The sequence below is a fragment of the Arthrobacter pascens genome (assembly GCF_017052465.1).
Classification (GTDB): domain Bacteria; phylum Actinomycetota; class Actinomycetes; order Actinomycetales; family Micrococcaceae; genus Arthrobacter; species Arthrobacter pascens.
Genome location: NZ_JAFHKT010000136.1, coordinates 33166 through 57518, shown reverse-complemented (window position 1 = coordinate 57518; position 24353 = coordinate 33166). Strand labels below are relative to the sequence as shown.

Sequence of the window (24353 nt, the reverse complement as noted above, 5' to 3'; positions counted from 1 at the left end):
CTTTTCAGGAGTCCTTCTGGACCGGTTTCTTGCCTGCCAGGACGTTGCAGCGGCGCACGAATGGGAACTGGAAGGTGGTGCGGCGGGGAAGGGCGTAAACGAGCATGGCGGCAATGGCGAACACGATGGCCTTGTCCATGGGGTCCGAGATCAGCGCCTGTTTGGTGATGGCGGCAAGCAGAGTATCGCCCATGGCGCGGAAGGCGCTGACGATTGCCCCTGTTCCGGCCCCGGAGGTTCCGCCAAATACGAAGGCCGCGATGGGGGCCGACACCACACCGGCCAGGATTCCGGTGGCAAAGCCGGCAACCGGGGCGAGGTAAAAGCGGCGGAAGAGCCCGTAGCGTGCCGCGGTGCCTGCGAGGAAACCGATCAGCGCGGCTCCTGCGGCAAAGGGAAGCACCGTGGGGTTGATGAAGGACCAGACGATGCTGCTCAGGGCACCGGTGGCGGCCCCGGCTGCGGGGCCCGCGAGGACGGCGATCAGCACGGTGCCGATCGCGTCGAAGTAGAAGGGCAGCCCGCTGGTTCCCATGAGCTGTCCGAGGACGATGTTCAGGACCAGCGCCACGGGCATCAGAACCACGGTGGACGTGGGCAGCGTGGGCAGCACGCCCACAATCAGCAGAGCCGCGCCGAGCAGGAACCCGCCCAGGGCAACGAGTGCAGAGACGCTTCCAAGTCCGCCGGCGATGTCGGCAGGCTGGGTGAGGACGAGGAAGAGGAACGTGGCCGCGATCGCGGCGGCGCCGAGCAGTTCAAGCAGCCGGCGGTTTCGTCCCTCCTGCTGTCCTGGGGTGGGGAGGGTGAGGGAAGGCTGTGACATGGTGGATCCTTAGGCTGATGACGGCGGGCCCCGCCCCGTGGCGTGATCTTCCGCGTGCGCGAAATCTGGCGCCTATGTCACCTCGACGCGGCTACCATCCTACCGATCCGCTGGCCGGCCGTGCTACGGCTGCGCTGCAGGTCGCGGCGCTAGGGCCGCGCCAGTGTGCGGGCCAGGGCCGCCACTGAGGAGATGAGCTCGTCGAAGCACTGCCCGGGATCGTTCGCGGTGACGATCCGGGCATTCGGCGGTTCGTTCCAGATGCCGCGGAAGTCAGCCACCGTGGTGCCGATGAGCCGGGGCGACACGGTTTCCACATGCACGGTGGCCGGCCGCGTCTGCACAGGGGTACGGCCGATGGCGGCGGCTGCCGCGAACGCATCGTGCATGTGGGCGACATAACCCTGGCCGTACAGCCGGTGGAACTCCAGGTAAAAGCGGACGGCGTCCGAGAGGCAGGCCACGAGCGGATTGTCCGAGGCGCTGCGCTGGCCTTCCGGCTGCTCCGGCAGCACGAGCTCCGGTTCCTGTGCCCCGGCAGCCTCCCCCAGGCGTTGCAGGTGCTCGGGCCGGAGCTCAATCCGTTCGGTGGTCTCCAGCGCGCACACCACGGGCAGGCTGTCCGCGGGGAGTCCGCTGTAGGCGGCGAAGACCTCCTGTGCCGCGTGCGGGTCAACCGAGACGTTCCATTCCGCCGTGGGCGTGGTGTTCCCTTGGTAGTTGAAGCACCCGCCCATGATCACGAGGCCCTTCAGCAGCGTGGGCAGAGCCGGCTCGCGGCGCAGGGCCAGCGCGAAGTTGGTCAGCGGGCCGGTGATGAGGCCCGTGATCTCCCCCGGATGAGCCCGGACGGTGTCCACCCACACGTCCACCGCATGCCGCGGAGAAATCTGCTGCGCCGGAAACGGCAGTTCCGCATAGCCGATTCCCTGCGGACCGTGCGTTTCCTCGGTGGTGACCAGCGGAATCTCAAGGGGTACTTCAGAACCGAGAGCCACTTCCACGCCGGATCTGCCGCAAAGCTGCAGCAGTGCCAGGTTGTTCAGCGCCACCTGCCTGGCTCCCACGTTCCCCGCCGTGCAGGTGATCGCCTCGATCCGGACCTCCGGGCGGGACAGCAGGTAAACCAGCGCCAGGGCGTCGTCAATCCCGGTGTCCACGTCCATCAGGACGGAGTGCGTCGGGACGGAGCGCGTCAGGACATCGTCCATCAGAACAGGGCCACCTTGGGTGTCCGCGGGAAAATGGCATCAAGCTCTTCCAGTTCGGCCCTGTCCGGGACCCAGGCCACAGCTTCAGCGTTCTGCCGGACCTGCTCGGGCCGGGTGGCTCCGGCAATGACGCTGCCGACCGCCGGCTGCGCCGCCAGCCAGGAGAATGCGACCTGCACTTCCGTGAGGCCGCGCTCCGCCGCAAAGGCGCTGAACTGTTTCAGCTGCTGCCAGTCGGCGTCGTGCACCAGATGCGTCCGGGTGTGGCTGAGTCGCGAACCTTCGGGGGCCTGGTCCGGCGCATATTTTCCGGTCAGGAGCCCGTTCGCGAGCGGGAAGTACGGCAACACACCGATCCCGTAGGCCTCGGCGGCCGGAACAACCTCCAGTTCCGCGCGGCGGTCCAGCAGGTTGTAGTGGTTCTGCGCCGAGATGAACCGGGAACCGCCACGTGCACGGGCGACGAATTCGGCTTCGGCGATCTGCCAGCCGGCGCGGTTGGAATGGCCGATGTAACGGACCTTGCCGCTCGTCACCAGCTCATCGAGCGCGTCGAGGGTCTCTTCGATCGGCGTGAGCGGATCCGGGCTGTGGAACTGGTACAGGTCAATCCAGTCCGTGCCCAGCCGCCGGAGGGAAGCCTCGGCAGCACGGATGATGTAGCTCCGGGAGCCGCGGGCGCCGTAGTCCCTGCCGTTGGCCCCGCGCATATCCAGGCCGAACTTGGTCGCCACCACAGCCTCGTCCCGCCTGCTGCCGAGCGCCCTGCCGAGCATGGTCTCGCTCAGGCCGGGTTCCCGGCCGTATGAATCCGCGACGTCGAATAACGTCACCCCCGCGTCGAGGGCGGCATGTACGACGGCGTCGGTCCCCTCCTGTGACTCCGTCACCGTATTCGCCCGGCCCAGGTTGTTGCAGCCGAGTCCCACGACGGAGACGGTGAGTCCGGATTTACCCAAGCGGCGGTATTCAGTCATGAAAACACCCTATAACGGCCGTTCGGGGCGGGTATTACAGGGTGAACCCGGCAGCCTGTTTTGGAGAGTGCTTGAGTTTCAGTGCCGTTGGGTCAGTGAACGGGGCGGCGCCGATGCTCAGCTTGGTGAAGTCCAGGTCTTCGCCGCGGATGCAGACCTTGATGGCATTCACGGCTTTGTTCACATCCGGGCACAGGCAGAAAATGTTGAGCTTGGAGTCGCTGAATTCCGAGCGCTCAACCGTGCCCAGGCCGCGCCAGGCCAGGTGGCTGATCAGGGCATCCTTGGCTTTTTCCTCGAGGTACCGGTCCCGGCTGGTGCCTTCCCGGGTCTTGAGGGCGTACTGGGCCACCACCCAGTACTGCTCTTCGTCGGGAATCTCGGCATAGCCGTCCTCGGCGCACTGCGCGGCGAACGCATCCATCAGCCGCTCCGCCGCCTCGGCATCAGCGACGTCGGTTTCATCCGTCTTGCTCTGGTGCCCTACGGTCCCGTGGTTCATGACGAACTGGCTGTAGTCCTCGTCGAACCAGGCCTCCCTGAATTGGAGGACCCCTTCGTCGTCGCGTTTGTAAACCCTGATGATTCCGCTCATGCCCGTCCTTTGGATCGCCCGCGGCCTGTGCCGCCGAACGGTGGGAGTTGTGCCTTTACGGCCTGGTAATTCTTACGGGAGCCGTACTACAGCTTGGGCAGGCTGCCCGTGGTGGGGTGCTCCTGCCCCGGCAGGGGCCGGGCAAAGGGCACCTTGGTGCCCAGGACCTGTGCGACGACGTCGTGGGTGATCTGTTGCGCGGTGAGGCCGACCCGCTCCAGCACCTGGCTGCGGGAGCCATGGTCCAGGAACTCCACCGGCAGGCCCACTTCATTCAGGGCCGTGTCCACGCCGGCCGCGCGCATCTCCTGGCGGATCCGGGATCCCACGCCGCCGGCGCGGACGCCGTCCTCGATGCAGATCACCAGGCGGTGCCGGGCGGCCAGGGCGATGATCGACTTCCGGACCGGCAGTACCCAGCGCGGATCCACCACAGTGGAGCTGATGCCCTGCGCGCCCAGCCGGTTCGAAACGTTCAGGGCGAGTTCGGACATGGCACCCACACTGACAATCAGCACGTCGTTCTCGGTGGAGCCGGCCGGCCGGCGGGCGAGGACGTCCACGCCGTCGGCCAGCCGCTCGATGGCTTCGACCTCGGCCCCGACCGTTCCCTTGGAGTAGCGAATCACGGTGGGCGCATCCTCAACGGCGACCGCTTCGCGCAGTTCCTCCCGCAGCCGCGTGGCGTCCCGCGGGGCCGCCAGGTGGAGCCCGGGAACGATCTGAACCATGGCCATGTCCCACATCCCGTGGTGGCTGGCGCCGTCGGGACCCGTGACACCGGCGCGGTCCAGGACAACGGTGACGCCCGCCTTGTGCAGCGCAACGTCCATCAGCAGCTGGTCGAAGGCGCGGTTGAGGAAGGTCGCGTAGACGGCGACGACGGGGTGCAGTCCGCCGAAGGCCATGCCGGCAGCGGAGGTGAGGGCGTGCTGTTCGGCGATGCCGACGTCGAACACCCGCTCCGGGTGGCGGGCGGCGAACTTGTGCAGCCCCACGGGGATGAGCATGGCGCCGGTGATCCCGACGATGTCCTTGCGCTCATCGGCGATGTCGGCGATTTCATCCGCGAAGACGGAGGTCCAGGACTTCGCTCCCCCGGCCTCGGCGGGCTCTCCGGTTTCGGGGTCGATGATCCCCACAGCGTGGAACTGGTCGGCTTCGTGCGCACGCGCGGGCGCGTAGCCGTGGCCCTTCTCCGTCATGGCGTGCACAATCACCGGGCCGGCGTAATTCTTGGCCGTGGACAGGGCATGTTCCAGGGCCTGCAGATTATGGCCGTCCACGGGGCCGATGTACTTCATGCCGAGGTCTTCGAACATACCTTGGGGAGCCCACCAGTCCTTGATGCCTTTTTTCATGGCATGCAGGCTCTTGTAGGTGAACTGGCCCACCGGGCCGCCGCTCTGGAGCTTTTTCTTCCACCAGTCGAGGGCGACTTCGTAGGCGGGGGCAGCCCGCAGCGAGTCGATGGTGGGGCGCAGGGACGCAAGGTAGTCGGCAAATCCGCCAACAGTGGGGGCATAGGACCTGCCGTTGTCGTTGACCACGATAACGACGCGGCGCCTCTTGTCGGCGGCGATGTTGTTGATGGCTTCCCAGGCCATGCCGCCCGTGAGGGCGCCGTCCCCGACGACGGCGATGACGTAGCGGTCGCCGTCACCGGTAAGCTGGCGGGCACGGGAGATCCCGTCGGCCCAGGACAGCGAGGACGAGGCGTGCGAGCTTTCGACGATGTCGTGCTCGGATTCAGCGCGGTCTGGGTACCCGGACAGCCCGCCCTGCTGGCGGAGGGTGCTGAAATCCTGGCGCCCGGTAAGGAGTTTGTGCACGTAGGACTGGTGGCCGGTGTCGAAGACGATGCTGTCGCGGGGCGAATCAAAGATCCGGTGCACCGCCATGGTCAGCTCGACGACGCCGAGGTTGGGGCCAAGGTGCCCGCCCGTCTGGGAGACGTTGCCGATCAGGAACTCCCTGACCTCGGCGGCCAGCTGATCCAGCTGCGCCTCGGACAACTTGCTCAGGTCCTGCGGATTCCGGATGGTCTCCAAGATTCCCAACGGGCCCTCCTTCGGGTGGTAGACATGCCTTTTAACTCTAACGCCTCCGGGTGGCCGCCCGCGCCGGGCAGGCCGCCGCGGGCGGTCGCCGCGCCAAGCACAGTCACGGGGCCCTGCTTGCGGCGTGAGGTGAAGGCAAAAGCCCCGGCCGGTCATTGACCGGTCGGGGCTCTTTGCCTGATCTGCCCTCGGGCAGGCTCCGCTAGTTTGCGGAGATCTGGCGCAGCACGTACTGCAGGATGCCGCCGTTGCGGTAGTAGTCGGCTTCGCCCGGCGTATCGATGCGGAGGACCGCATCGAACGACTTGACGGTGCCGTCTTCGGCGGTGGCCGTAACCTTGAGCGTCTTCGGCGTGGTGCCTTCGTTGAGTGCTGTGACACCCTCAACAGCGAAGGATTCCGTACCGGTCAGCCCCAGCGTGGCAGCGGACTCGCCGGCCGGGAACTGCAGCGGAAGGACGCCCATGCCGATCAGGTTGGAGCGGTGGATGCGCTCGTAGCTCTCGGCGATGACGGCCTTGACGCCCAGCAGCGCGGTGCCCTTGGCTGCCCAGTCACGCGATGAACCGGAGCCGTACTCCTTGCCCGCCAGGACAACCAGCGGGGTGCCGGCGGCCTGGTAGTTCTGCGCAGCGTCGTAGACATAGGCCTGCGGGCCGTCAGCCTGGGTGAAGTCGCGGGTGAAGCCGCCTTCCACTCCGTCCAGCAGCTGGTTCTTGATGCGGATGTTGGCGAAGGTGCCGCGGATCATGACTTCGTGGTTACCGCGGCGCGAGCCGTAGGAGTTGAAGTCCTTGCGCTCCACACCGTTGGCCAGCAGGTACTGGCCTGCCGGGGTGTCCGACTTGAAGGAGCCGGCCGGGGAGATGTGGTCGGTGGTGACCGAATCGCCCAGCTTGAGCAGTACACGCGCACCGCTGATGTCCTGGACCGGTTCCGGCTGTGCCTTCATGCCCTCGAAGTACGGGGGCTTCCGCACGTACGTGGACTTCTCGTCCCATGCGAAGGTGTCGCCTGCCGGGGTGTCGAGGGCCTTCCAGCGGTCGTCGCCTTCGAAGACACCCTCGTAGCCGCGGGCGAACATTTCCTTGTCGATCGAGGAATCGATGACCTGCTGGACCTCGACCGGGTTCGGCCAGATGTCCTTCAGGAAGACGTCGTTGCCGTTCGCGTCCTGGCCCAGGGCGTCGGTGTCGAAGTCGAAGTCCATGGATCCGGCAAGGGCGTAGGCGATGACCAGCGGCGGGGAGGCCAGGTAGTTCATCTTCACGTCCGGGTTGATGCGGCCTTCGAAGTTGCGGTTGCCGGACAGGACAGCCGTGACGGAAAGGTCGTTGGCCTGGATGGCCTCGGAGATCTCAGCGTCCAGCGGACCGGAGTTGCCGATGCAGGTTGCACAGCCATAGCCCACGATGTAGAAGCCAAGCTTCTCCAGGTACGGCGTCAGTCCGGACTTCTCGTAGTAGTCGGTGACTACCTTGGAGCCGGGAGCCACGGAGGTCTTGACCCACGGCTTGGAGGTCAGGCCCTTGTCGACGGCGTTGCGGGCCAGCAGCGCGGCAGCCAGCATCACCGACGGGTTGGAGGTGTTCGTGCAGGAGGTGATCGACGCGATCGACACTGCGCCGTGGTCCAGCTCGAACTCGCGGCCGTCTTCCATCGTGATGTGGACGGGGCTGGACGGGCGGCCCTCAGAACCGTTGGCTGCGGAAACAACACGTGCCGAATCGGTCGTGTGGGAGTCTGCGTGGGTGAACGACGGTGAATCCGACGCAGGGAAGGACTCGTCGAGGGACTCGTCCACACTGCCGTCTTCGAGCGTGACGTAGTTGTGGATGTCCTTGCGGAACTGCTCCTTGGCGTCCGTCAGCTCGATGCGGTCCTGGGGACGCTTCGGGCCGGAGATGGACGGAACAACGGTGGACAGGTCCAGCTCGAGGTACTCGGAGAACTTGATCTCCTTCGACGGGTCGTGCCAGAGGCCCTGCTCCTTGGCGTACGCCTCGACGAGGGCAACGTTCTCCTCCGAGCGGCCGGTGAGGCGCAGGTACTCGATTGTGACGTCGTCGATCGGGAACATTGCGGCCGTGGAGCCGAACTCCGGGCTCATGTTGCCGATGGTCGCGCGGTTGGCCAGCGGCACTTCTGCCACGCCTTCGCCGTAGAACTCCACGAACTTGCCCACGACGCCGTGCTTGCGCAGCTGTTCGGTGATGGTCAGGACGACGTCGGTGGCGGTGGCGCCGGCAGGAATGGAGCCGGTCAGCTTGAAGCCGACGACGCGCGGGATCAGCATGGAAACCGGCTGGCCCAGCATGGCCGCCTCGGCTTCGATGCCGCCGACGCCCCAGCCGAGCACACCGAGGCCGTTCACCATGGTGGTGTGCGAGTCGGTGCCGACGCAGGTGTCGGGGTAGGCGCGCAGGGCGCCGTCAATTTCGCGGGTCATGATGGTGCGTGCCAGGTATTCGATGTTGACCTGGTGCACGATGCCGGTTCCCGGCGGGACGACCTTGAAGTCATCAAAGGCCGTCTGTCCCCAGCGCAGGAACTGGTAGCGCTCACCATTGCGCTGGTATTCGATCTCCATGTTGCGCTCCAGCGCGCCGGAGTTACCGAAAGCATCAATCTGCACGGAGTGGTCAATGACCATTTCCGCAGGTGCCAGCGGGTTCACCCTCTTCGGATCGCCGCCGAGCTCCTTCACCGCCTCGCGCATGGTGGCAAGGTCCACGACGCAGGGAACGCCGGTGAAGTCCTGCATGATCACGCGGGCAGGCGTGAACTGGATTTCAGTGTCGGGCTGGGCATTTGGATCCCACCCAGCGAGGGCGCGAACGTGATCGGCAGTGATGTTCGCGCCGTCCTCGGTCCTCAACAGGTTTTCAAGCAATACCTTGAGGCTGAACGGAAGGTTTTCTGAACCTTCAACGGAGTTCAACCGGAAAATTTCGTATTCGGTTCCGGCTACATTAAGTTTGCCTTTTGAACCGAAGCTGTCCACAGTGCTCATCGCAGGACTCCTCTCGCAACAGTTTCATCTTTGTCGCGCGGTAGACCGCTTGCTAGTTAGGTCAGCCTAATTAGTACATGGTCCTACAAAAGAGCATGGGGTCAGCCGAGACATACGGCGCGCGACGTGGGACTACTCCGCCCATCCTAGTGGCATCAGCCGCGGGGAGTCAGCAGGGCCACCGTCTCCAGGTGGTGCGTATGCGGGTACAGATCGAACGCCCGGAGCTGCGCGAGGGACCAGCCGCCCTGCTGGAAGTACCCGATGTCCCGGGCAAACGATGCCGGGTCGCAGGAAACATACGCGATGGCCCGCGGGCTGGCGGCCATGAGCTGGTTCACCACGGCCTTGCCGGCGCCGGCGCGCGGCGGATCCAGCACCAGTGCATCGAAGCTCCGGGGGCGCTGGCGCAGCACCCGCTCCACGCGGCCCTGCACGATTTCCACCTGCGGCGCACCGTGGAGATTCTTCCGCGCGTCCCTGCTCGTTCCGGGAGCGCCTTCCACCGACAGCACCGAGCCTGTTTCGCCAACGGCATCGGCGAGCGGGGCGGTGAACAGTCCGGCACCGGCATAGAGATCGGCCACTGCCGCACCAGGCTCCAGGAACCCGCCGTCGTGCAGGAGACCGGTGACGGCGCCCACCAGCGTTTCCGGGGCGTCCCGGTGGATTTGCCAGAATCCGGCGCCCGTGACCCGGTAATCGTGGCCCGCGGCGGACTCCTGTACCCAGGTCCGTCCCCGCAGCTGCAGCGTCTCATCCTTGAGCGGATCATAACTGGCCACCGAAATGTCCGCGGGGAGCTGGGCCAGGATGGAGCTGAGCCGTTTGGCACGGGTGCCGGGCGCAGGCACGAGGAGCACGAGCGGCCGCGATCCGTTTGCCGGTGCCGCAACCTCCACCCGCTCGATGCCCTGCAGATCGATGTCCCACAACCGGAGCGCGTTGACGCCCTCGACCGCGAGCGGCATTTCCCGGACCGGAATGACATGGTCCGAACGGTGCGCGTGCATGCCGAGCTTGCCGCCGGCGGTGATTGTAAAACCGGCCCGGGTCCGCCACGCGAGGCCGGCGCCGCCGTCGTGCGTTTCGCCGTCGTGCGTTTCGCCGCCGTCCGCGGTGGCGCCGCCCACCGCTTCCACCTCAGGTGAAAGATCGACGCCGGCCAGCCGCCTCAGCTGTTCGGCCAGCACCTCGGACTTGAGGCGCCGCTGGCGGGCCAGGGAGATGTGTCCCAGTTCGGCGCCGCCGACCGGCGGCCGCCCGTGCCCCCACGAAGCCGGCGCATCGGCGACGCGCCAGAAGTGCGGGACACGGTCCGGTGAGGGGTCCAGAACCTCCACGACGTCGGCCCGCCAGAATTTGGCGGACTCCCCCGCATCCGTCAGGCGGATCCGCGCCTTCTCCCCGGGGATGCCGTGGCGGACGAATACCACCCGGCCCTCGTGCCGCGCCACGCAGTGGCCGCCGTGGGCCACGGGGCCGATGTCCACCACCAGTTCTGCGCCGGCGGAGGAGGTCAGTGGTTCGGGGTTCATTGGATGTCCTGCAGTTTCTTTGCTTCTTCGGATGATTTGAGCTGCCACGGAACACTGGCCACCATGACGCCGGGTTCGAAGTGGAGCCGGGTTTTGATGCGCAGCGCCGTCTGGTTGTGCACGAGCTGCTCCCACCACTTGCCGACCACATATTCGGGTATGTAGACGACGATCAGGTCGCGGGGCGAGTCCCTGCGCATGTTCTTGATGTACTCCATGATGGGAGTGACAGTCTCGCGGTAGGGGCTGGCGAGGACCGTCAGCGGCACGGGGATGTCCAGCTTTTCCCAGTCCGCCAGCGTGTGGGCCGTCTCTTCCTCGTTGATGTCCACGGTGATGGCATCCAGCCGGGACGGCCGGGAGGCCCGCGCATACGCCAGGGCGCGGAGGACCGGCTTGCGGACGTGCGAAACGAGCAGCACCGCGTGGACCCTGGTGGGCAGGGCCCGCGGCGAGGAGTCCTCGTCCACGGCGAGTTCCTTGGCCACGTTGTCGTAGTGGGCCCGGATGCTCCACATGATGAGGAACAGGACAAACATCGCCAGGAGTGCGATCCAGGCACCCTGCTCAAACTTGGTGATGAGCACGATCACCAGCACCAGCGCGGTCATCCCGAAGCCGATCATGTTGATGGTCCGGGATTTGATGACCCGGAGCCGCACCGCCTTATCCCGGACCAGTTTGAGCTCGCGTCCCCAGTGGCGGATCATGCCCAGTTGGCTTGCCGTGAACGAGATGAACACACCCACGATGTACAGCTGGATCAGCTTGGTGACGTCGGCGTTGAAGGAAATGATGAGCACGAGCGCCCCGGCGGCCAGTGCGAGCACGCCGTTGCTGAAGGCCAGGCGGTCGCCGCGGGTGCGGAGCTGCCGGGGCAGGTAACCGTCCTGGGCAAGGATGGACCCCAGCACGGGAAAACCGTTGAAGGCAGTGTTGGACGCGAAGACGAGGATCACGCCGGTGGCCGCAACCACGATGTAGAAGGGGATGGATCCCGGCCCGAAGACGGTCTGCGCGATCTGGCTGATGGCCGGGCTCTGGATATAGCCCTCGGGAAGCGGACTCCCGTTCAGCAGGAACTCCGTGGCCGGATCCAGCACAATGTGCACCTTGGTGGCATTGGCCAGGTAGATGATCCCTGCCAGCATGGCCGAGGCAATGATGCCCAGGAGCAGCAGCGTGGTGGCGGCGTTCTTGCTTTTCGGCTTCCGGAAATTGGGAACGCCGTTGCTGATCGCCTCCACGCCGGTCAGGGCGGCGGCGCCCGAGGAGAACGCGCGCAGCAGCAGGAACGCCCCGGCAAGGCCGACAAGGCCCTCATCGAAGCCGTCGGCCGGGACGATCGTAAACGCCGCCGATGGCGCCTGGCCCAGCTGCCCTGTCAGGGCCTGGAAAATCCCGACGGCGGTCATGCCCAGGATCGACGCCATGAAGATGTAGGTGGGCACGGCAAAAACGCTTCCCGCTTCCTTGATCCCGCGCAGGTTCACGAGGGCCAGGATCACGACGCCGACGGTGGCGAACGCGGCCTGCTGGCCGTGGAGGGACGGAATTGCGGTGGTCAGGTAGGTCGCGGCCGACGACATGGATACGGCGACGGTCAGCACGTAGTCAACGAGCAGGGCGGACGCCACCGTCAGCCCGGCGTGCTTCCCCAGGTTCACGTTGGCGATTTCGTAGTCGCCGCCGCCTGACGGATAGGCATGGACGTTCTGCCGGTAGGAGGCGACGACCGTCAGCAGCACCACCATGACCGCGAGTCCCACCAGAGGAGAGAATGCCACGGCGCTCACGCCCGCCAGGGCCAGTGTGAGGAGGATCTCGTCGGGCGCATAGGCCACGGACGACAGCGCGTCCGACGCGAAGACGGGAAGCGCGATCCGCTTCGGCAGGAGCGTGTGGGCCATCCGGTCGGTCCGGAAGGGCCTCCCCACCAGCACCCGCTTCACGGCATTCAGAATTGTCAGCACCACACAAAGTTAGTCTGATTCACGCGCGATGTCATGGCGGGATTCCGGCGGTAGAGTCTTACGGAGCAGCAGGACAACTGGAGGAGACACGGGTGGCGCACTTCGTGATCATGGGCTGTGGACGCGTCGGGGCAACCCTGGCTCACACACTCGAGGACGCAGGCCATTCGGTGGCCATCATCGACCAGGACGACCGGGCCTTCCGCCGGCTCCGTTCCGGCTTCACCGGCCGCAAGGTCACCGGCGTGGGCTTCGACCGGGACACGCTGAAGCAGGCCGGGGTCGCAGAGGCGTACGCGTTCGCCGCGGTCTCCAGCGGTGACAACTCCAACATTCTGGCCACCCGCGTGGCCCGCGAAACCTTCCATGTGCAGCACGTCGTGGCCAGGATCTACGATCCCGGCCGGGCCGAGATCTATCAGCGGCTGGGCATCCCCACCGTGGCCGCCGTGCGCTGGAGCGCAGACCAGGTCCTCCGCCGCATCCTCCCCGAACAGCACCTGGCCGGTGATTTCCGGGAACCGTCGGGCCGGCTGGTCCTTGGCGAACTCGACATCAATTCCGCCTGGATCGGCCACTCCGTGTCCTCGATCGAAAAGGCCGCCGATGTGCGCGTCGCGTACCTGACCCGGTTCGGCGAAGGGATGCTTCCCACCGCCGCCACCTCATACCAGGACGGCGACACCGTCCACGCCATGATGCGCCTGGACCGCAGCGCAGAAGTGGCCCACATTCTCGCCCAAGCACCCGCCAAGGAGTCCTAAGTGAAAGTCGTCATCGTCGGGGCCGGAAGCGTCGGCTCCTCGATTGCCCGCGAGCTGCTGGCCCATAAGCACGAGATCCTGCTCATCGATCTCAAGCCGGAGGTCATTGGCCGGAGCGGGCTGCGGGGGGCCCACTGGCTGGTTGGCGATGCCTGCGAACTGAGCACGCTGCAGGACGCAAAACTTGAAGACGCCGACGTCGTCGTCTCTGCCACGGGTGATGACAAAGTGAACCTCGTCGTTTCGCTCCTGGCCAAGACGGAATTCGGGGTCGGGCGCACGGTGGGTCGCGTGAACAACCCGAAGAATGACTGGATGTTCAATGATTCCTGGGGCGTGGACGTCGCCGTCAACACCCCGCAGCTCATGACGGCGCTCGTCGAGGAGGCCGTGGAAATCGGCGACCTCGTCCGGCTGCTCACGCTGCAGACCGGCGTGTCATCCCTCGTGGAGTTCACCGTGCCGCATGACTCGCACGCCATCGGGCTCACCGTGGGAAGCATCGACTGGCCGGAAGACTCCACACTCGTGGCGATCCTCCGCGACCAGGCACCGATTACGCCCAGCCGGGACGATGTCATCGACGGCGGCGATGAGCTGTTCTTCGTCACCACGATTGCCGCCGAGGCGCAGCTGCGTGAGCTGCTGTCGCCTGGATCAGGTGAAGGCCAGGAGCTGGCGCCGGAACCGGAAGAAAGCCAGGCTCAGACTGAATCGTTGGAGGCTGACGGCTTCGAGGGCTGAGTCCCCGGCGGCGCTGCCGGCCGCGTGACCAGCCATGCCAGCCACACGCCCAGGATGTACAGTGGCGCGCCCATGATGAGCCGGGTGGTTGCCAGTGCTGCCAGCCCGTCAGGACCCATGAGGTACAGAGGCACCTGCACCACGAGGCGCAGCGCCAGCACCCCCACGATAATCCAGGTGCCCAGCTGGTAGGCGCGTACCCTTGCCGGGTGCTGCCGCCAGTCCAGGCCTTCGTTGCGGATGAAGCCGAACAGCAGCCCGGCGATGGGCCACCGCACGGCGATGGAGACGACCATCGCCACGATATAGGCGGCGTTGGTCAGGAATCCGGGCAGGTAGAAGTCCTCCGCCTTGCCGGTGGTGTTGGCGAGCCAGGCGGAAATGCCGACGCCGACCACTCCGGCAAGGGCCTGCGTCAAGGGACGGCGCTGAATCAGGCGCACGACGGTAAACACCGCGGCTGCGGCCAGCGCCGCAATGAGCGACGTCGTCAGGTCAGCGGTGATGGTGAACGATATGAGGAAGACCAGGCCGGGGAGGATGCTCTCCGCGATCCCCTGGTAGCCGCCGGCGCTCTTGAGGACGTCGATGCGGCCGTCATCCGTGCGGTGCAGCCCTGCCTTGGAGGCATAGCCCTCGGCCAGGCCCGCCAGCCCCGGAGCGTCCGGTGCCGGCGCGGGTTCGGACCCTTCCGCTCCCGGTTCGGGTTTTTCGGGCAGTGTCATGAGTTCTCCTGGCGGGACAATATTTCGTAGCGGGGATTGAACATGGTCGGCACACCGTCCCGCACGGCCAGCATGCCGTCCAGCCGGACTTCGGTCCCGGGGTCGATGCCCGGTACGCGGCGGCGCCCCAACCAGATGACCCGCAGCCGGCCGTGCTGTGCCGTCGGGGCCGGGGTTGTCCGCGCCGGGCGGTCGTGATCCACAACCGTGGCCGTGAATGCCGCCACCTGCATGGCAGGCACGTACGTCACCGATTCGATGAAGCCGTGGCACAGAACGCGCCCCCGTTCCGGCAGCCCGCTGATGGGTACCGGCCCGTCCTGCGTGCGGCGGCCGGCATCAACCAATCTGGGTGATCTCCGGACCGCGCTCGGGCTGCTCGAATTCCGGCGTGCCCGGAGGCACCGGTCCAGGCGCGTCCTTGGGCAGGCGCAACTGCAGGAGATCCCTGGGCGGCATGGGGTTGTCTCCGCGGATGACCACGATCTTGCGGAACAGTTCCTCGAGTCCGGCGGCGGCGTCCCGGTTCTGTGCCGCTTCGCCTCCGAACACGCCACGGAGAAACCACCGTGGTCCGTCGACGCCGATGAAGCGGGCTACCCGGTATCCCTGGCTGCCATCGCTGGCGCTGGAGGGCAGCTTGGCCACGAGCTCGGTGCCAAAGTCGCCCTGGATTTCTTCGACCTGGCCGCCCTGGCCGCCGACCGACTGCCCAATCTGCTCGCGGATCTCGTCCCAAAGGCCCTCTGACCGCGGTGCAGCGAAAGCCTGGAGCTGCAGGCTGGACGCGTCCAGATCCATGGTCACCGCCACGACCCGTTGCGTTGCCTCCTCCACCTCCAGCCGCAGCTGAAGACCTTCGCGGGGGGCAATGAGCAGGGCGCCCAGGTCCACATAGCCGTCCCGGCTGCTGATTTCGGAGACATCAAAGGGGCCGGTGACGCTGCGGCCGGACTCTGCAGTGGCGGCGTTGGCCGACTCGGCGGCGCCGTCCTCCCGGACGTCCTCCGGCTCTGAGGCCGCTTCTTTTTTGGCTTTCTTGCCCCGCCCAAAAACCATGGGTTGTCTCCTTAGTTGTGATCTTTTCGCACGGGCCCGCGGGGGCCGCATCCTGTCTGGTGCTGGCCGCCTTCGGCCGTCCCGGGAGGCCGGGTCGCGGAAACCCAGGTCGTGGAACCTAGGGTCGCGGAACCGCGAAGCCGCCCGTCGAGCCGAAGCCACCTGCGCCGCGGACGGAGTCACTCAGTTCCCCTACAGAGACAAACTGGGCATACTCCACGCGCTGGATGACCATCTGTGCAATTCTATCGCCGCGCCGAAGCTCAATCGCATGCTCACGGTCCGTGTTCAGCAGCGTCACGGCGATTTCGCCGCGGTAGCCCGCGTCAACAGTTCCGGGCGCATTGACCACCGTGAGGCCGTGCTTAGTCGCGAGGCCGGACCTGGGGTGGATCAGTGCCACGAACCCGTCAGGAAGGGCGATGGAGACGCCGGTGGGCACGAGCCGCCGCTCGCCCGGTTCAAGGACCACGTCCTCACGGGCGCGCAGGTCGGCGCCGGCGTCGCCGGGGTGGGCGTACGACGGCGCTTCCAGGCCGTCGTCGAGCATTTTCAGTTGAACCTGCACAGTTGGCGCTCCATACTCTGCCGCGGGCAGCGCTTCCGCCGAAGCGGGCGTCGCAGCGTCCGGTGCCGCGTGCTGCAGCGTTGGCCTAATGGCTGTTTTTTCGTCAGTCACAGTTCCTCACTCTATCGTCCGCAGCTTCCCCGGACCTACTGGCCGGGACTCCGGGAAGAAGCCCGGAGAGGCCGGGATGAAAAGCCCCGGCAAAGATGGAAAGCTGGGAGCATGCCCGAATCAAGCGCCCCCATGCCTGCCCGCCACCAGCCTCCGCAGGATGACACCGTTGTTTTTGCCGAAAAGCTGTGGCCCGGTGTGTGGATCTGGCTGGTTGCCGCGGGACTGGCCGGCGCGGGCATCCTTGTCTTCGCACCTATCAGCACTGCGGCCGGCTTCACGGCCGCCGCCGTCCTCTTCGCCATCGAAGCGGTCTTGCTGATCCTGTCAACGCCGGCTATATCGGTCACGGGCCGGACGCTCCAGGTGGGGCGGGCCAGCATCGATCGTGGGCTCATTGGCCACGTTGAGGCGTTCCGCGGCACGGAAGCCACCGCCGAGCGCGGTACCCGCCTCAATGGCATCGCCTATCTCTGCATCCGCGGCTGGATCGATCCCGTGGTCCGCATCGAGATCAACGATCCCTCGGATCCCACGCCATATTGGTTGACGTCCACGCGCCGCCCGGAGGAGCTGGTGGCCGCGCTCACCGCGAGGAACGCCGCGGGCCAGTCCTAGCCTGCGCAGTCTTAGCCTTCGCAGTCCCGGCAGTAGAGGCGGCCGTCTTTTTCGCGGGCGATCTGGGAGCGGTGCCGGACCAGGAAGCATGAGGAACAGGTGAACTCGTCAGCCTGGGCAGGCATGACCCGGACCAGCAGTTCCTCGCCGGAGAGGTCAGCACCGGGCAGCTCATACCCCTCAGCGAGATCGGCTTCGTCCTCTTCAACCACAGCCGTCGGTTTGTCGGCACGGCGAGTCTTCAGCTCCTCAATCGAATCCTCGTTGAGGTCTTCTTCCGACTTCCTCGGTGCGTCATAGTCTGTCGCCATGGTCTGCTGCCCACCCTCCGTCGACGCGCGTGGATAATCCACCGTGCACAACGCCGAGCGCCGTCAGTTTGTGCCCGGTCCGGGGCCATTTTTCCCTATGCCGCAAGGAAAAGCCATAGCCCGGCCCGGGGAGCTTCCGGCGCAGTCCCCCGCCGGCGTGACGTCTCTCCGCACGGCCCGAAAGTCCCGGAATTTCGCGGCGCGCCCTTCGTCCTAACAGGAAAAGACAGGCTCGGGTGGCAGAGTTTCGATTGATAGTAATGCCAGGGTGGAGGATTGTATGCAGGATCTACGGCTTGTAGGCGTCCACGACGACGGGGAGCATCTCCTGTTGAGCGGCACCGGCGGCGAGATGTTCCAGCTGCCGATCAACGAAGCGTTACGGCTGGCGGCAAGCCGGCCTTCCGTGCGGAAACCGGCCGGGCCGGTTGCTGCCCTGTCTCCGCGCGACATCCAGGCGAGGATCCGCAGCGGCGCTACGGCCGCGGAGGTCGCCGAAGCTTCCGGGCTGCCGCTGGAAAAAGTCGAACGCTACGAGGGTCCGGTCCTGGCCGAGCGTGAATACGTGGCACAGCAGGCCCGCAGGGTGGAGGTCGCGTCCCCTGCCCCCGGCCATGACATCTACCGGTCGGCTTTCGGCGATAACCCTGCCACTCTGGGCGATATGGTGGGCCACCGTCTGGCCGCCCACGGCATCGCAACCTCCACCCTTGAATGGGATTCCTGGCGGCGCCCGGATGGAACCTGGACGGTGGTGGCAAGATTCGATACCCCGCCGGGCGGGCACGCCAGCATCGGTGAAGAGCCCCCTGCCATGTGGACGTTCAATCCGTCCCGCAAATCCTTGCAGAACGCCAACCGCTGGGCCCAGCAGCTCAGTGAGCTCGAGCCCCTGGACGGTCCGGTGCCCGCGCGCAGGCTTTCGGCCGTTTCGGACCGGCCGTTCGATTTTGAAACCGACGCCGAGGCGACAGCCCGGAAGGGCGCGAACCAGCAGGGCGCGAACCAGCAGGGCGCGAACCAGCAGGGCGCGAACCAGCAGGGCGCCAACCAGCAGGGTGCCGACCAGCAGAAGGACGCTGACGGCCTGCTCGACATGCTGCGCTCCCGCAGGGGTCAGCGGCTGGGCCTCGACGAGGACAGCGACGACGCCCTGGCGCTCCTGCTGACCCACGGGGTCCCGGCGGCGCACCCCCGGCCGGCGGAGATTCCCGCCGCCTCGGAGCGAAACCCGGGCGAACCGGCCGAACGTGATGAACCTGACGAGCCCGCCGAGGCGGAGGCACAGGAGTCCCCGGCGGCCGAGACAGTGCCAGGAACGCGCAGGCGCGACGGCCGGCCCTCCATGATGTCCCGCCTCAGCCTCGCGCCCCGGCATCCAGAGCCTGAAGACGATTCGCTCACGCTCCACGAAGGCGTCAGCACGGACACCCGGGAGATCACCATCGTCCCGTCCCCGCTGCGGCCGGTCGGCAATGCAGGCCGGGACACCCCGGCAGCCCCGGCAGTTCCAGCACCGACCGACAAGCCGGCGGACCGGCCCGCACAGGGTTCCGACAGTCCTGCCGCCGGCAACGCGGGGCTGGACGAACTGCTCGGCCGGGGAACTCCACGCCGCAGGCTTGATAGCGGCAGGGCCGCGGACCAGGGAACACCCGCCCGCCCGGAACCGGACCGTGACGAACCCGAGCGCCAGCCGTCGAGGCCCAAGCGGTCCAGTGTTCCAAGCTGGGACGAGATAGTCTTCGGCACCCGGGGCGACTAGATCCCTGCTAGGCGTTCGCGGCGGTGCTCCCTGCACTGCTACTGGCACCGCGCCACAGGCAGGCGTCAACTTCAAACGGAAGCAACTGGTCCTGCCGGGCCATGATGTTGGCGCCGTGGGCGGTGACCCGGCGCATGAAATGCCGCCGGCAGAGCGTCTCGTACCCGACCGCCGGTCCGGCTGCGGACGCGTCTGCCGGAGAACCGGCGGGCGCCCCGTCAGCGGCCATTTCGACGTCGCCCACCACCACCTGGGCGCCCTCCATGACCATCACGCCGTCCACTGTCCTGGCATTGTGGGTGGCGCGTCGGCCGCACCAACAGAGTGCCTCCACCTGCAGCACCTGGACCCGGTCCGCGAGCTCAATCAGCCGCTGCGAACCGGGGAAGAGCCGGGTGCGGAAATCGGCAGTGATCCCAAACGCGAAGACGTCAACCTCGATCTCGTCCACTATCCGCGCGAGCTGTTCCACCTGCGCGGGCGAATAGAACTGGGCTTCGTCGCAGATGAGGTAGTCGACGCGGACGCCCCGCGTGCGGCGCAGCACCACTTCGTCCCAGAAATCCGTGGTGTCCACCACCTCGACGGCGTCCGTCTCAAGTCCTAGCCTGCTTGAGATGCGTGAGCCGCCTGCGCGGTCGTTGCAGCTGAAGCGGACCCCGCCGCGTCCGCGGGCACGGTGGTTGTAATCCATCTGCAGCGCAAGCGTGGACTTTCCGCAGTCCATGGTGCCGGAGAAGAAGACTAGCTCAGCCACGTGCTCTCCGGGGGCCGGGGGTCTTGCCCGCGGCCTGGAAGCAGAGCAGCGGGACTTCCCGCTCCGCCTTGGTCAGGGACCCGTGCTGCCCCACCACCTCCATGGCGGTGGGACGCACACGGCGGGTGTCATAGAAAGCAAGTGCATCGCGGGCCGCGATCATGACGTCGCCGACACGACGCTCGACGCCGGACCGGACCGGGCCGAAGAGGCCGGCACCAATGGCCTCTTCCCGGGTAAAGGCCCAGATCCGCTCGCCGAACCGGCTCCGCCAGGCGTCCAGGAGACGCTGCCGGGCGGTCCCGGCGTCGGCATTGCCCGCGTCTTCCTCAAGGTAGAGGTGGAGCATGCGGGGTTCCCCCGCGGTGTGCCTGACGCCGGCCACCAGTGCGGGGTCGGCCGAGTAGTCGATCCGCTGGGCCTCCGCCACATCCAGCATGCCGTGATCTGCTGTGAGCAGCACCGTGGTTCCCGCGGGAAGGGTGGAGTCAAGGCGCTTGACCGTTGCATCCAGTTCTTCGAGCTGGTGTTCCCACTCCGGCGACTGCGAACCGTGCCGGTGGCCTGCCTTGTCGAGGTCGTTCACGTAGAAGTACATGAGGGACGCGTCGGAAGCGGCCATCGCCTCCGCAGCGGCAGCCGTACGGGCATGCGACGTTATTCCGGAGACGAAAGTTCCTCCCCGCAGGGCGGCGCGGGTCATGGGCGAGTCGCCGAATTGGGGAAGGCTCACGGTAGTGACGTCGACGTGCTCCGCAGCCCGTTCCAGGATCGTGGGGAAAGGCTGCCAGTCCAGCGGATCCACGCCGGCATCCCAGTTGCCCAGCATGTTGACCACTTTGTCCTGGTCGGGGTCCAGGACGTCATAGCCCACGAGCCCGTGCTGGCCGGGGGCCAGTCCAGTGCCAAGGCTCGCGAGGGAAGCGGCAGTCGTGGAGGGAAACGCGGAATCGAGCCATACCGGGACGTCCCCCTGGCCCCGTTGCATGACGCCGCGGAGGAACGGCGTGTGGGCCGACTTCTGCTTCAGCAGGCTGCGCCCGAGGCCGTCGGCGAGGACAACACAAATCCGCCGGGCCGGCGGCAGCCCGAGCCGGTTCTCGAAGCCGTCAACGCCGATGCTTGCCGCAGCGCTGCCCAGCACCTCGGCCACGGACCGGCGCCCGTAGGCCGGTGCCGGAGGCAGCAGTGTTGCGGAAAGAGGTGATGCGGAAAGAGTTGAGGGGGCGGGGGAAGGCAGGTCGTGTTCCGGCGCCATCTCAGCGCTGGTGTCCGCGGCTGAGGCGGCTGGAGAACACACCCATCCGGGGGCGCGGCTGCGGCGCCCTGCCCCCGTGCGGGACGGGGGCAGACGAACCCGTGTTCACGGCACGCAGGGCGCGGGCAAAAAGCTTGGCGTCCTGGACAGCCTGCAGGCCATCCGCCTCGGCAGAGATACGCAGCACGATGTCCTCCTGGGCGATGGTTCCGCTGTACCCGTGGTCGGCCTCGCACTGTGGGTCGCCGCAGCTGGCCGGGCCCATCTCGAGCCGTTGCCCGCCGGACCAGGCGATGGACAGGGTGACCTCGCGGACGGGGTCCGACGGCTTGTAGTTCTGCGGCTGGGAGTACATGTAGCTCAGCACCACGGAGCGGATCTGCGCCACGGGCACGGACTCGGTGGAAATCTGCGCGACGATCTGTTCGCCCGCATCGTCGAGCTGCTGGTCGTCCACGTGGGTGATCACGAGCATGTCCTCGGTCAGTACCAGCACCGTAATGTGCCGCCGGACTTCGGCCCGGTCAAAGTGTGTTTCGAGGTGAACCAGGTGGGCAAGGCAATCCCGGCCGTCGAGTGCGTCGTCGACGACGTCGGCCACGAGCCTGGGGTAGAAGGCCGCCTGCTGCAGTGCCCCGTCCAGGCTCTGGCCCTGGGCGGTGTGGTTGTGTGAGCTGTGGTGGATGGAAGCCTGGGGGCTGTGGTCCGGTGCTTGAGGCTTCGAGGTGGGAGGCTGGGAGCTCATTTCCCCATTTTCACAGATCGGCTTGGCACATGCTAACCAGCGCTTAGTTGCGCATGGCCCTCCGGGCGCTGTCGGTACGCTGGGCGGCGTTGCCGATCCGGACGTCCGCCGCGAGGATGAACACCCCCTGCGGGGTGGCCAGGACCGGGTTGAACTCCACCAGCGCAATTTCCGGGTGGGTGTCCTTCAGCCGGCTCAGGCGGGCCGCCAGGTCTTCGAGCGCGGCAACGTCGACGGCGGGCAGCCCCTGGTAGCCGAACAGCTTGCGGGAGGCGCGGGGACTGCGGATGAAGTCGCGAAGATCCGCGGCGGACAGCGGCGGCACGCGGTGCGCCCAGTCGTCGAGCAGGTTTACGGCGTCGCCCGCCAGCCCGAACGAGACCACCGGCCCCAGCAGCGGGTCCTCGATGGCACGGAACGTGCAGGCCTGGCCCACCGGCGCCATGGCCTGCACCTCCAGCGACGACGAGCCGTAGGGCTCGAGCGCACGCCGCATTTGCAGGATGTTCAGCCGCAGGGACTCCGGATCCTGGATGTCCAGCCGCACGCCGCCCAGGTCGAGCCTGTGCCGCAGCGTGGGATCCGTGGTCTTCAGCGCCACGGGCCAGCCCAGCCGGTCCGCCGCTGCCACCGCTTCATCTGCTGTCACGAAACCCTCGGAGGGCAGCACCGTGATCCCGTAGTGCCCCAGCAGGCGGGCGGCGTCCGCCGGGTCCAGCTCCTTCAGCTGCTCGCCCCGGACGTCCTTGAGCAGCAGTTCAAGATCGGCATGCACGGCTTCGGCGTCGCAGCCCTGCGGGTCCGCGAAGAGTCCCTGGTCCCGGTGGGCCCACTCGGCGTAGCGCACCACCGCGGACAACGCTGCGACGGCGGCTCCCGGATTCGAGTAGCACGGGACCGGCGCGGCTGGGGCCGCATCCCCCACCATGCCCTCCACGTAGACGGACGGGTCCAGGATGCCGGTGAATGCCGCGACAACAGGTTTCCCGGCCCCGGCCGAGCAGCCGGCGAGCGCGCCCGCGATCTTCTCGACCGTCAGCCCCCTGGCCGGCAGGAACGCCACCACCGCCGCGTGCACGTCGTCGCGGGCAAGCGTTTCGCGCAGCCGGCGCTCCAGTTCGGGCAGGGCGAGGGACATGCCGGCGTCGAGGTCCAGGTCAGCCACAAGCGCCTCCACGCCCAGGCCGTGGGCCGTTGCGCTGTCCGCCACGACCTTGCCCAAGGCGCCTGAATTGCTGAATACGGCCACGCCGGCGCCCCTGGGCAACGGCTGGGCGGAGACGATCTGCGCGACGTCCATGAGCTGTTCGATGGTCTCCACCCGGATCACCCCGGCCTGGCGCATCATGGCGTCGAGGGCTCCGCCCGGAGCCTGGGTGGTGCGCACCGCGTGCCCGGGCGGCAGCTGCAGGCCCATGGAGTTGGACTTGGCGACGATGACGGGCTTGGTGAGGGCCAGGCGGCGCGCCAGCCGCGAGAACTTGCGCGGGTTGCCGATCGACTCCAGGTACAGGCCCACGGCGGTGGTGTCGGCGTCGTCCTCCCAGAACTGCATCATGTCGTTGCCGGAGACGTCCGCCCGGTTGCCGGCGGAGAGGAACGTGGAGATGCCGACGCGTCGCCGGCTTGACGCCGCGTACAGGGCAACGCCGATCGCGGCGGACTGGCTGAAGAGCCCCAGTCCCCCGCGCCTGGCCAGGGTGGGCGCCATCGACGCGTTCAGTGACACGGCAGGATGGGTGTTCACCATGCCCAGCGATGCCGGTCCGATGACCCGCATGCCGTTGGCCCTGGCCTGCCGGACGAGTGCCTGCTGGCGCACGAGGCCGCGGTCCCCGTCTTCCGCGAACCCGGCCGATGCCACTACGATTCCCTTGACTCCGGCCGCGGCGCACTCGTCCACCACCTTGGGGACTTCCTCGTAGGGCACGGCCACGATGGCCAGCTGCACCGGGCCGGGCACCTCCGACAGCTTCCCGAAGGACAGCATCCCGGCCAGCTCCAGCGCTTCCGGGTTGATGGCGTAGACGGGGCCGGTGAACCCACCCTCGATGATGTGCTCAAGGAGCTGGTAGCCGACGGTGCCCCACTTGCGGCTCGCCCCGATCACCGCGACCGACGACGGCGCCATCAGGTCCTGCACGCTCCTCGCCTCCGCGCGGTGTTCCCGGGACTCCATCACGGCGCGTGATTTGTCGGTGGGGTCGATGTTGAACTCAAGGCTGACCACGCCGTCGTCGAAATGCCGTTTGACGTCATAGCCGGCGTCCGAAAAGACCATCAGCATTTTGCGGTTCTCAGGCAGGACCTCGGCGCTGAACCGCCGGATGCCGTTTTCACGGGCAGCGGCGGCCAGATGTTCCAGCAGGATGGAGCCGATGCCGCGGCCCTGGTGCTTGTCGGCGATGTTGAAGGCCACCTCGGCTTCGGAAGGGTCGTCGAGCCGGTCATAACGGCCGATTCCGATGATTTCGCCGCCAATGGTGATCACGAAGGCCACCCGGTTGCGGTAGTCCACCTCCGTGAACCGTTTGAGCTCCTTGCTCGACAGCCGTGCTTTGAACGCGAAGAACCGCATGTAGATTGAGTTCTGCGACTGTCCGGCATGGAAAGCCTGAACGGCGTCCGCATCTGAAGGATGAATGGGCCGCAGGTGTGCCGTTCCGCCGTCCCGCAGGACGACATCGGCTTCCCAATATTCCGGATATACGCCGTCCGCGGGCTGTTCCACCATA

21 protein-coding genes are annotated in these 24353 nt (G+C 66.9%); 4 read left to right on the top strand and 17 right to left on the bottom strand.

Annotated elements, in window-relative coordinates:
- Nucleotides 1-4: 4 nt before the first annotated feature.
- From JYA52_RS10850 to JYA52_RS10815, 8 genes are all read right to left on the bottom strand, one after another.
- Entirely contained in the window at nucleotides 5-826 is an 822-nt protein-coding gene (locus JYA52_RS10850; RefSeq protein ID WP_205653197.1) for an ECF transporter S component, read from the bottom strand.
- Nucleotides 827-975: 149 nt separating this feature from the next.
- Nucleotides 976-2037, bottom strand: a complete 1062-nt coding sequence (locus tag JYA52_RS10845; RefSeq protein ID WP_240460204.1) for a nucleoside hydrolase — start codon at nucleotides 2035-2037, stop codon at nucleotides 976-978.
- Nucleotides 2037-3014 carry an aldo/keto reductase gene (locus JYA52_RS10840; RefSeq protein ID WP_205653196.1) on the bottom strand — a complete coding sequence of 326 codons (978 nt, stop codon included), beginning with the start codon at nucleotides 3012-3014 and terminating at the stop codon, nucleotides 2037-2039. Before JYA52_RS10840 ends, JYA52_RS10845 begins: the two co-directional genes overlap by 1 nt.
- 34 nt (nucleotides 3015-3048) lie before the next feature.
- Entirely contained in the window at nucleotides 3049-3609 is a 561-nt protein-coding gene (locus JYA52_RS10835; RefSeq protein WP_205653195.1) for a hypothetical protein, read from the bottom strand.
- 86 nt (nucleotides 3610-3695) lie between these two features.
- Nucleotides 3696-5669, bottom strand: a complete 1974-nt coding sequence (dxs, locus tag JYA52_RS10830; RefSeq protein WP_205653194.1) for a 1-deoxy-D-xylulose-5-phosphate synthase — start codon at nucleotides 5667-5669, stop codon at nucleotides 3696-3698.
- A gap of 202 nt (nucleotides 5670-5871) precedes the next feature.
- Nucleotides 5872-8682 carry an aconitate hydratase AcnA gene (gene acnA, locus JYA52_RS10825; RefSeq protein WP_205653193.1) on the bottom strand — a complete coding sequence of 937 codons (2811 nt, stop codon included), beginning with the start codon at nucleotides 8680-8682 and terminating at the stop codon, nucleotides 5872-5874.
- Nucleotides 8683-8837: 155 nt separating this feature from the next.
- Nucleotides 8838-10220 carry a class I SAM-dependent RNA methyltransferase gene (locus JYA52_RS10820; protein WP_205653192.1) on the bottom strand — a complete coding sequence of 461 codons (1383 nt, stop codon included), beginning with the start codon at nucleotides 10218-10220 and terminating at the stop codon, nucleotides 8838-8840.
- The gene (locus JYA52_RS10815; protein WP_307869360.1) at nucleotides 10217-12193 is read right to left on the bottom strand and encodes an APC family permease; all 1977 of its coding nucleotides are present in this window, start codon (nucleotides 12191-12193) and stop codon (nucleotides 10217-10219) included. Before JYA52_RS10815 ends, JYA52_RS10820 begins: the two co-directional genes overlap by 4 nt.
- 92 nt (nucleotides 12194-12285) lie before the next feature.
- Between JYA52_RS10815 and JYA52_RS10810 the strand changes: the two genes are divergently transcribed.
- Both JYA52_RS10810 and JYA52_RS10805 read left to right on the top strand, forming a co-directional pair.
- Complete coding sequence (locus JYA52_RS10810; protein WP_205653191.1) at nucleotides 12286-12957, top strand: potassium channel family protein; 672 nt, start codon at nucleotides 12286-12288, stop codon at nucleotides 12955-12957.
- Nucleotides 12958-13701, top strand: coding sequence for a potassium channel family protein (locus JYA52_RS10805; protein WP_205653190.1), 744 nt, complete (start codon nucleotides 12958-12960; stop codon nucleotides 13699-13701).
- Here JYA52_RS10805 and JYA52_RS10800 read toward each other — a convergent pair.
- The 4 genes from JYA52_RS10800 to dut all read right to left on the bottom strand — a co-directional run bounded on the left by JYA52_RS10800 (nucleotide 13662) and on the right by dut (nucleotide 16131).
- Complete coding sequence (locus tag JYA52_RS10800; protein WP_205653189.1) at nucleotides 13662-14426, bottom strand: DUF3159 domain-containing protein; 765 nt, start codon at nucleotides 14424-14426, stop codon at nucleotides 13662-13664. The two genes, JYA52_RS10805 and JYA52_RS10800, sit on opposite strands and share 40 nt — an antisense overlap.
- Nucleotides 14423-14773, bottom strand: coding sequence for a single stranded DNA-binding domain-containing protein (locus JYA52_RS10795; RefSeq protein ID WP_205653188.1), 351 nt, complete (start codon nucleotides 14771-14773; stop codon nucleotides 14423-14425). The genes JYA52_RS10800 and JYA52_RS10795 overlap by 4 nt, the downstream gene beginning before the upstream one ends.
- Entirely contained in the window at nucleotides 14766-15485 is a 720-nt protein-coding gene (locus JYA52_RS10790; protein ID WP_205653187.1) for a DUF3710 domain-containing protein, read from the bottom strand. The genes JYA52_RS10795 and JYA52_RS10790 overlap by 8 nt, the downstream gene beginning before the upstream one ends.
- 118 nt (nucleotides 15486-15603) lie before the next feature.
- Complete coding sequence (dut, locus tag JYA52_RS10785; protein WP_372433798.1) at nucleotides 15604-16131, bottom strand: dUTP diphosphatase; 528 nt, start codon at nucleotides 16129-16131, stop codon at nucleotides 15604-15606.
- A gap of 144 nt (nucleotides 16132-16275) precedes the next feature.
- Here dut and JYA52_RS10780 point away from each other — a divergent pair, with 144 nt between their 5' ends.
- Nucleotides 16276-16782: a DUF3093 domain-containing protein gene (locus JYA52_RS10780; RefSeq protein WP_205653186.1), complete on the top strand. Its 507-nt coding sequence runs from the start codon at nucleotides 16276-16278 to the stop codon at nucleotides 16780-16782.
- Nucleotides 16783-16793: 11 nt separating this feature from the next.
- Here JYA52_RS10780 and JYA52_RS10775 read toward each other — a convergent pair whose 3' ends face one another.
- Nucleotides 16794-17093 (bottom strand): DUF4193 domain-containing protein, encoded by a 300-nt coding sequence (locus JYA52_RS10775; protein ID WP_205653185.1) that lies wholly within the window; start codon nucleotides 17091-17093, stop codon nucleotides 16794-16796.
- A gap of 280 nt (nucleotides 17094-17373) precedes the next feature.
- Here JYA52_RS10775 and sepH point away from each other — a divergent pair, with 280 nt between their 5' ends.
- The gene (sepH, locus tag JYA52_RS10770; protein ID WP_205653184.1) at nucleotides 17374-18858 is read left to right on the top strand and encodes a septation protein SepH; all 1485 of its coding nucleotides are present in this window, start codon (nucleotides 17374-17376) and stop codon (nucleotides 18856-18858) included.
- A gap of 7 nt (nucleotides 18859-18865) precedes the next feature.
- On the opposite strand, the gene JYA52_RS10765 is transcribed toward sepH, so the two are convergent.
- The 4 genes from JYA52_RS10765 to JYA52_RS10750 are packed head-to-tail and all read right to left on the bottom strand — an operon-like array spanning nucleotide 18866 to nucleotide 24352.
- Nucleotides 18866-19615, bottom strand: a complete 750-nt coding sequence (locus JYA52_RS10765; RefSeq protein WP_205653183.1) for a thymidine kinase — start codon at nucleotides 19613-19615, stop codon at nucleotides 18866-18868.
- Entirely contained in the window at nucleotides 19608-20873 is a 1266-nt protein-coding gene (locus JYA52_RS10760) for an alkaline phosphatase family protein (RefSeq protein ID WP_205653182.1), read from the bottom strand. The genes JYA52_RS10765 and JYA52_RS10760 overlap by 8 nt, the downstream gene beginning before the upstream one ends.
- 1 nt (nucleotide 20874) lies before the next feature.
- Nucleotides 20875-21618, bottom strand: a complete 744-nt coding sequence (locus JYA52_RS10755) for a DUF5998 family protein (RefSeq protein ID WP_205653181.1) — start codon at nucleotides 21616-21618, stop codon at nucleotides 20875-20877.
- Nucleotides 21619-21661: 43 nt separating this feature from the next.
- Nucleotides 21662-24352 carry a bifunctional acetate--CoA ligase family protein/GNAT family N-acetyltransferase gene (locus tag JYA52_RS10750; RefSeq protein WP_205653180.1) on the bottom strand — a complete coding sequence of 897 codons (2691 nt, stop codon included), beginning with the start codon at nucleotides 24350-24352 and terminating at the stop codon, nucleotides 21662-21664.
- Nucleotide 24353: the final 1 nt, after the last annotated feature.